The 5,845-nt window shown below is 41.9% G+C and carries 3 protein-coding genes; all 3 read right to left on the reverse strand.

Annotation, left to right across the window (positions count from 1 at the left end):
- A partial coding sequence (locus ACZFYI_RS14495; protein WP_462524844.1) for a phenylalanine--tRNA ligase subunit alpha occupies positions 1-847 on the reverse strand: 847 nt, incomplete at its 3' end.
- A gap of 278 nt (positions 848-1,125) precedes the next feature.
- Positions 1,126-4,005, reverse strand: coding sequence for an outer membrane beta-barrel protein (locus ACZFYI_RS14500; RefSeq protein WP_462524845.1), 2,880 nt, complete (start codon positions 4,003-4,005; stop codon positions 1,126-1,128).
- A 170-nt stretch (positions 4,006-4,175) separates the two neighbouring features.
- A partial coding sequence (gene aspS, locus ACZFYI_RS14505; RefSeq protein WP_462524846.1) for an aspartate--tRNA ligase occupies positions 4,176-5,845 on the reverse strand: 1,670 nt, incomplete at its 5' end.

The following is a 5,845-nucleotide window of genomic DNA, read 5'->3' on the forward strand; positions in this document are numbered from 1 at the left end:
CGCCGATTTCTACCCATCCGGTACCTTTACAGACGTTGCAGCCTTTGCCTCCGCAAATCAGGCAGCTGATGTCGATCTCTGCGCTTGGTTCTGTAAATGGAAAGAATGATGGTCTGAACCTTACTTTGGTTTCTTTGCCAAACATCTCTTTGGCAAAATGGTAGAGTGTATTTTTCAGATCTGCGAAACCTACATTTTCATCCACATACAATCCTTCCACCTGATGGAATATACAATGCGCCCTGGCAGAAATCGCCTCGTTTCGGTAAACCCTACCCGGAGAAAGGGTTCTGATGGGAGGTTTTTGGTTTTCCATGACGCGGACTTGAACTGATGAAGTATGGGTTCTAAGAGCTACATCAGGATTCTTTTCCAAGAAAAACGTGTCCTGCATTTCCCTTGCTGGATGGTTTTCGGGAAAATTCAATGCTGAGAAATTATGCCAATCATCTTCTATCTCAGGACCTTCAGAAAGGTTGAATCCGATTCTTTCGAATATCTCGATGATCCGCTGCCTTGTGGCAGTCAATGGATGTATTCCACCCGCACCAATGTTTGAAGCAGGTAAAGTCAGGTCTAGGTCAAAGGATTTGGTTTGTTTTTTGGCTTGGTTGACTTGGTCTATCAGCTCCTGAAATTTCTCATCCGCCAATTGCTTGACCTCATTGACCATCTGCCCATACGCCTTTTTTTGTTCGTTTGGGATATTTCTCATTTCGGCAAAAAGCTCCCCAACCATACTTTTCTTGCTGATGAATTTCATCCTGTAAGCCTCCAACTCATCTTCGTTGCTTGCTGAGGCTGCTGAGATGGCGGATTTGATGGCTTCTATTTTTTCCTGATGCATGTTCTGTTCAATTTTCAGAGCCACAAATCTAAAACAAATGATGGGAATTGCACTTTTTTTGAATACCAAAATCCAGTCAGATAGTATGTTCCGAATTTCTCCATTAAATAAAAAGTCATTTTAAATGAAAGCCATGAAAATCTTCAACTCAGCCAATTATTTGGTTTTATATTGATGCAGCAGGAATGTTTGGTCAAAAAGTTTAAATCATAATTTTTATTTACTGCCAATCTCCCTAAACAAAAAAGAGACCTGTGAAAAGGTCTCTTTTTTGTTTATTACCAAGTTCTACCGCCTCCGCCGCCAGGCCTGCCCTGTTGAGGGCTCGCAGCCTGTGGTTTGAAGTTGCCTATGTTATAAGAAAATGTAACCAATCCATACCTAGTCAAGACCCTTGTGAAAGTATCCTCGATGGATACATCCGAAACTGTCCTTCCGATGGCATTGTTTTGATTGAGTAAATCGAATACGGTAAACTTCAGTTCCGCTTTGTTGTCTTTGGTAAACCTGTACCCTGCTTCTATATTCCAAAGCCATACCGATTGATCCAATGTGGGCGATAGTCCTCTGTAAAGAGAATTGTTGACGACATTGGAGATGAATAATTTTCCTTTGTTGGGAGAATAATAGAACCTGAAGTTAGAAGACTGGATATAGTAATTCTGGTCCAAATTGGATTGTAAACTGCTGTTGACAATGGTATAAATCCCTGTAGTCGAAATAGAAAAATCCAGGTCTTTGCTGATGTTACTTGTCAGGGTCAAGCCTTGACTGAGATCAATATTATCGTTTGCATTTTTTTGGTTATTGATCATACCTGGTGTCCTGTTGTAGGAGACAGAAGAATTCAGATTGAATTGTGATTTCCAGCTTTTGATCGGCGTGCCATAGGTGACAAACAACCTTGATCTGAAATTACCGGAGAAATTCTCAGGTCGGCTGATTTGTCCACCTGGTTTCAGGAGGACTTGGTCGTTGATCAAAGTATCAGATTGCGCCACAAAAGTATTGGTGCCAATAAAATCTTCCGTCAGGTTTAAGGATATGAAAGTGAAGAAGGTTTTTGATTTGGCTAAGTTGATTTTGGAATAATTGATAAAGGCGTTGTGGCTAAAGGACTGTCCCAAATTTGGATTTCCTACAGAAAGTTGCAGGGGATTTTGGTTATTGATGACATTCTGAAGCTGGTTGACACTGGGTTCTTGGGTATTTGTTCTGTACCGCAACCTGAAGGAAGTACCTTTTTCCTGGTTTCGGTAACTGGCATTCAGACCGGGAAGAAAATTGCTGAAAGACCGGTTGAAGAGTTCTTCCCTCGGGAAAAAGCTTTCATTGTCCTGCACCGCATATTGATAATCCAGATTGGCATTGATGTTCCATGATTTTAAGTTGTAGCTGTATCCGATACTTGGTCTTTGGACAATAAATTTATTATTGAACTGGTTACTCAGGGCTGTATCCAAAACCATTATGCCGGCTTCAGGAACCAAGCTGAAAGTTTTTTGGTCAGAAGTTGTTTTGTTGTTTCCTACCTGGTAAGACATTGTCAACAAAGATTTTTCTGTAACTGGCTCGGTATACTGCAATGTTGCCCTATAATTGAAACCGTTTGAAAGCCCGAAAGTCTCCTGATTGATTGTATCTCTGATGTCTCTGATAAAATCCCTATTAGCAGCAATGAGGTCAGAGAGTTGGTCTCTTTTGGTCCATGCAGTATAGACGGTGGTAGAAATTGTCCTGCCCTTCTTTTCAAACCTGTACCGATACACAAAATTATTGGCGAGATTATAGCCATCAGTAGTAGCATCAGATTTTGTCCTTGAGCTACTTAAAGGATCTAGTGTGCCCGAAAGATTGAGCCCATCCCTGTCGTTATAAGTATTGTTGCTCTGGAAATTGAGAGAAGGCGTGATGATGATGGCATTTTTGGGATTGATGTCATATTCTATCCTGCCATTGATTCGGTGATTGTTGTTTTTGATGGTATTGAGCAAACTCTCTTCATAAAACTGTCTTGTGGTTTCGGACAAGATGGTTTCCCTATTGGTCAGTTTGAATAAATTGTTTTTGGTGGAGTTGAAGAAATAGCTTCCTGTAAAATTGATTTTTTTACCGAATTTATCACTGTAATTCAACCCTACACTGTTTGTTGTGATGATCCCCTGATCTTGTCCGACTAGGAAGTTGTTGTTTCCGCCACCCCAACCTTGACCCCCGGGACGGCCTCCACCACCTCCACCCCTGTTTCCTCCTCCGGTTTGACCTGCGGCACTTACCCCCACTAAGTCTTGAGAAGAGAAGTTTTGTTGATTGATGTTATTAAATAACCCAATAATCGAGATTCTTTTATTTCCTTTAAAATAATTGAAATTACCGCCGGCAGCGTATCTGTCCTGTGTACCTGCCCCAGCATACAGCCTTCCAAATTGCCCGGTGTTTTTATCAGGTCGGGTCACGATATTGATGGTTCGGGAATAATTACCATCGTCAAATCCCGTAAGTCTCGATTGATCTGACCTTTGGTCCAAAATCTCCACCCTGTCGATCACATCTGCAGGCAAATTTCGCAAAGCGAGGAAGGGATCACTTCCAAAAAACTCACGTCCATCTACCAAGACTTTTTGAACCTGCTCTCCTTTTGCCTGGATTTCCCCGTTTTGGATGGTCACGCCCGGAAGTTTTCTGACAAGGTCTTCCGCATCACCGTTTTCCCTTGTTTTGAATGCACTTGCATTGAAGGAAGTAGTATCTCCTTTTACTTCCCCTACGACTATCTGACCTTCTATCAGTACTTCACCGAGGAGTTTGCTATCTTCTAATAAGACCAATGTTCCAAGGTCCAAACCATCACCTCTATTGTGGGTTTTGCTGATTTTCACGAATCCTAAAAAAGTTACTTCAATCAGTACGGATGGGATTCTTGGACGGCTGATTTCAAAAGTCCCATCCGCTCCGGTCACAGTATTGACCAATACTGAGTCGGTCACTGTCTTGATCACTACATTGGCACCTATCATGGGTTCTTTGGTAGCACCTTCGATGACACGACCCTTGAGAATGCTATTTTGCGGCCTTCCTTCCGGTCTTTGTGCCATAGATTCATTGGCAAAAACCATAAACAGGCAAATGAAAAATATTTTAAAAGTAGAAATCTTCATAGGAAACAGTTTTATATCTCAGCTTAGACATAAGAGAAAGTCAAAAAGTTTAAGTATTAATCTAGCAAAATTTTGAATGGATAAAAATTAGGTTGAATGGAAAAAATCAAGAGTTTAATATCAAATTTTGAAAAAGAAAAATCCCGGTTGAAAGACCGGGATTTTAAGTTTTATTTTTTCTCTGTCAAGGAGACTTTGATCGAGAGTTCTGTCAGCTGTTCATCAGATATCGTGCTTGGAGAATCAATCATGACATCCCTGCCGGAGTTGTTTTTTGGGAAAGCGATATAATCCCTGATGGAATCCGAACCGCCAAAAATCGCACAAAGCCTGTCAAATCCAAAGGCAATCCCACCATGCGGGGGCGCACCAAACTCAAATGCCTCCATCAAAAATCCAAACTGCTTCTGTGCTTCAGCCTCCGAGAACCCCAGATGTTTGAACATCAGTTGTTGTGTCGATCGGTCATGGATTCGGATTGACCCGCCACCGATTTCCACGCCATTGATGACAAGGTCATAGGCATTAGCACGGACAGCTCCCGGATCTGTTTCGAGAAGCGGGATATCCTCCTTTTTTGGAGAGGTAAAAGGATGGTGCATCGCATGATACCTGTTGGTCTCCTCATCCCATTCGAGTAATGGAAAGTCAACTACCCAAAGTGGCTTGAACACATTTCTATCTCTCAATCCAAGTTCTTCACCCATTTTCAATCTGAGTTCGGACATTTGTTTTCTTGTGGATTTTGCATCCCCACTCAAAACCAAAATCAGGTCACCGGCTTCTGCTCCCATTTTATCTGCCCAGGCCTTCAAATCTTCATTTGAATAGAATTTATCAACGGTGGACTTGAAAGTCCCGTCTTCATAACATTTTACGTATACCAATCCTTTGGCTCCGATCTGTGGTCTTTTTACCCAATTGGTGAGGTCATCAAGTTGCTTTCTCGTGTATTCCCCTGCACCTTTGGCACAGATACCGACTACAAGCTCTGCCTGATCAAAAATGGAAAAACCTTTTCCCTGAGCGAGGTCATTGAGCTCTACAAATTTCATATCAAACCTCAAATCGGGTTTGTCATTGCCATAGCTTTTCATGGCTTCAGCGTAGGTCATTCTTTTGACTTCTTCCAATTTTACTCCTTTCACGTTGGCGAAAAGATGCTTGGTCAAACCTTCAAAAGTATTGAGGATATCTTCCTGACTTACAAAAGACATTTCGCAGTCTATCTGTGTAAACTCCGGCTGTCTGTCCGCCCTCAAATCTTCATCCCTGAAACATTTGACTATTTGAAAATACCTGTCAAAACCGCTGACCATCAACAATTGCTTAAAAGTCTGTGGTGATTGCGGTAAAGCATAAAATTCTCCCGGATTGACGCGGCTGGGAACAACAAAATCTCGAGCCCCTTCAGGAGTGGATTTGATCAAAACAGGGGTTTCCACTTCGATGAAATCCTGTGCATCCATATATTTTCTCGTCTCCTGCATCATGCGGTGACGGAGTTGTAATTTTTCCCTGACCACATTTCTACGCAAGTCAAGGTACCTGTATTTCATTCTCAACTCATCACCGCCGTCTGTTTCATCTTCGATGATAAACGGAGGCACTTTGGAGGAATTCAATACCTCAAGAAATTCCACCTTGATTTCGATGTCTCCTGTACTCATTTTGTCATTTTTGGAGGTTCTCTCCAAGACCGTTCCTTTTGCCAATACGACAAATTCCCTTCCTAAGGAAGCAGCTTTTTCCAAGAGTGATTTATCGGAGGAACCCTCTTCAAATATCAGTTGTGTAACACCATACCTGTCTCTTAAATCTACCCAAATCAAACCTCCTT

Source organism: Aquiflexum sp. (assembly GCF_977115555.1).